This window comes from Aliivibrio sp. SR45-2 (assembly GCF_963890165.1).
Taxonomy (GTDB): Bacteria; Pseudomonadota; Gammaproteobacteria; order Enterobacterales; family Vibrionaceae; genus Aliivibrio; species Aliivibrio salmonicida.
The window spans coordinates 1-2,998 of record NZ_CAWPRC010000016.1 but is presented as its reverse complement, the minus strand read 5'-3'; the positions used below and the strand labels follow the sequence as shown (position 1 = coordinate 2,998).

2 protein-coding genes and 1 pseudogene are annotated in these 2,998 nt (G+C 36.4%); 1 reads left to right on the top strand and 2 read right to left on the bottom strand.

Going from position 1 to position 2,998, the window contains the following annotated elements; genetic code table 11:
- Positions 1-373 (bottom strand): annotated as a pseudogene (locus AACV33_RS00785) (hypothetical protein); the annotation flags it as partial.
- A 271-nt stretch (positions 374-644) separates the two neighbouring features.
- A complete protein-coding gene (locus AACV33_RS00780; RefSeq protein ID WP_017023253.1) occupies positions 645-1,883 on the bottom strand; it encodes an L-lactate MFS transporter in 1,239 nt (412 codons plus the stop codon).
- A gap of 309 nt (positions 1,884-2,192) precedes the next feature.
- Here AACV33_RS00780 and AACV33_RS00775 point away from each other — a divergent pair, with 309 nt between their 5' ends.
- On the top strand, positions 2,193-2,744 hold the full coding sequence (locus AACV33_RS00775) for a DUF3332 domain-containing protein (protein ID WP_012551921.1): 552 nt from the start codon (positions 2,193-2,195) through the stop codon (positions 2,742-2,744).
- Positions 2,745-2,998 lie beyond the last annotated feature (254 nt).

The following is a 2,998-nucleotide window of genomic DNA, read 5'->3' as shown; positions in this document are numbered from 1 at the left end:
TACAGATATAGTCTAACTGTTGTATTTCGTGTGATTTAAAAAGAAATGCTATTGAGGCTGATATTTGAGATTTTGCCTCCGTTTTTGCATTCAGAAATTGAGGATACAAAAGCCACAGTTTTTTATTATCAGAATGTCCTTTATTGGTATCTAATGAACAAATGTAGCGGTGTGCCTCTGCTTGAATAATATGCAATTGCGAATTTTCAGGATTCTCATTCTTTTTTAAAACAGACAATAATCTACGGTTAAATGCAGCACTTAGGTGAACGGGTGACATTCCTCTATTGTGAATAGTAGGGTAATGGTGCTCACACAGCGTTTTGTAGTCATATTTAAATGACTCAAGGCATTCTGTAAATAACTGATCCAACAATAAATATCCTTCTAAAAAAGCCAGTGTCTCTTTTGTGCACTTACTTTTCAATGACCAAAATTAAGAATACACGATTCTCGAACTAATTATAATCTTCTTCTATTTATAACGCCTTCTAATTGACACCGTATTTAGACATATATTGTTTTCACGTTGTCAATAAATGTGACTTGTATCGACTCCCTTTCATTTGAGTTCGAATCGATTCAATAAACATAAAAAAGCCCGCTTACTGAACAGTAAACGGGCTTTAATTTAATTGAAAAAATTAAACGTTAGCAGGACTTAGTTGCTGCGCTTTTTCTTCAGATATTGGTTTCGTCACGATAGCTAATACAATAGCAACACCCACCATAGCGGCAGAGATTGTATAAGCAAGGTTGTAATCGCCACCTTGACTCATTGAATAACCAACAACAGCTGCACCAATAGCACCACCAATACCCCATGATGTATAAAGAACACCATAGTTTGTACCGTAGTTTTTCAGACCGTAGAATTCAGCCGTTAGTGATGGGAATACAGCAAGCAATGTACCGTAACCAATCGCCGCAATTGCCGTACCAACAACAAGCATTACTTCGCTGTCGAATGTACTGAATAGAGCCATGTTAATACCTTGAAGAACAAAAGCGATAAGTAAGGTTTTAACACCACCAATTTTGTCCGATAGCATACCAGCAGCAACACGACCGCCTGAGTTAAATACTGCAAGGATAGACGCTAAGTAAACCGCATTTGGTAAGTTCGCTTGCATGCTGGCAATCGTTGTTATGTTACCGATGATCATTAAGCCAGCAGAAGCCGCAAATGCATACATTATCCATAAAGAATAAAATTGCGGTGTTTTCAGCATTGCTTTCCAGTTCAAATCAAGAGGCTGGCGAGTTGAAAGCGGTGCTTTACCTGCTTTAACCTTAGGTAGCTCAGGAGTGTAACCTTCTGGTGGGTTTGTAATTGTTGTCGCTAATGGCGTAGCAATAATCAGAATCGCGATACCAAGAACTAAGAATGTAGTTTGAATACCGTACATAGAAATTAACGCTGAAGTTACGGGCGCTAAATAAATTGCGGCAAGACCAAAACCGGCAGCAATTAATCCATTAACCATACCTTTCTTAGAAGGGTGGAACCATTTCATTGCAGAAGGAGCAAGACATGCGTAACCAAAACCAATGCCGGCGCCCGTCATTACACCAAAAGTAATGTTTAGCATAAATACAGTATCAACAAAGCTTGATGAAATCATACCTAAGCCAACGAGGATAGTACCGAAGATAAGGATCAAGCGTGGACCCATACGATCTTGTAAAATACCAGCAACTAAAAGGCAAAGTGAAAATGTGATTGTTGCGATAGCATAAGGTTGCGATGCTTGTGATGCGGTCCAACCCATATCAGTAACAAGAGCTTTGTTAAATACGCTCCAAGCGTAAAGGATACCCAAACATAGGTTAATACAGAAGCCTGCAAGCAGGATGCGCATTGCTTTATCGATATTTTTCATCGTTATCTCAGTGAATTGAAAGTTTATTACAATCTAAAATTTTAATTGTATGGTTTGTTTCTTAAATATATGACATGAGTCACGTAAATTTGCGCGGAGTTTATCAGTACTCTGAATGCATTGGAATACTCTGTATGAAAATTACACCACATTTTTGCAATATAAGATTTTAAATATGGTGGCGCCGGTTTTTTGACGATTCAATGTCATTTTTATGTGAAATCATGAATATTAACCTATTTTTACAATGTGTTACTTGGTAATATCTGCGGCGTTAAACAATACATAAATAAACAATTAGAGAAAATTATGAACATTAAAAAAATTAAAGTAGCAGTGGCAGTAGCGTTAGGTATTACAACTCTTACGGGTTGTATGGGTCAAATGGGCGTATCAAAGCTAGTTGCTTTTGGTAACCTTAAAGCTGTAGATAACCGTTATGCTCGTGAAGGCTTATACATCTTACTTGCACCAGTATACGGTGTAGCAGCGTTTGCGGACCTTTTCATTTTTAACTCAATTGAATTCTGGACTGGTAAAAACATCATTACAGGAAAGAGCCCAGCAGTCGTTGATACTGATGTTGGCGGTGCAGTATTTAAAGTTAACGATAAAATTGATTCTTCGATGACTAAAGCACCAATTGCTCCACTTCAAGTAAACAATAATGTTGAAAGTACTACTATCCAACAAATCGACGCAAACACTCTTGAAATGCACGTTGCATTATTAGATGGAACAGTGCAAACACTTCGCGGAGAGAAAGTAGAAGACAGCGTTGCTTTCTACCTAGATGGTCAATACATCACAACAGTACAAGTTGATGAATTAGAGAACTATGTAGCTGCTTCTGAAGCTTAATTGTCTCTTTAATTTCTAAAGCACTCACTAGAGTGCTTTTTTTATGCCTGTAAAGTGGTTAAGTTCATAAAATCATCAAAAAAGTAAAAACTTTTTTAAAAAATAAATAGTTAATTTTAACTATTTTGTAACAAATATTATGTGAGATGTAAGAAAGTATTCTTTTTTATCTGATACTTAGTATTAAGTAGTTGAATACCATAATCATTGGTAACAATTAATTTACATTAAATGATTTTTTACCTAGTTGAATT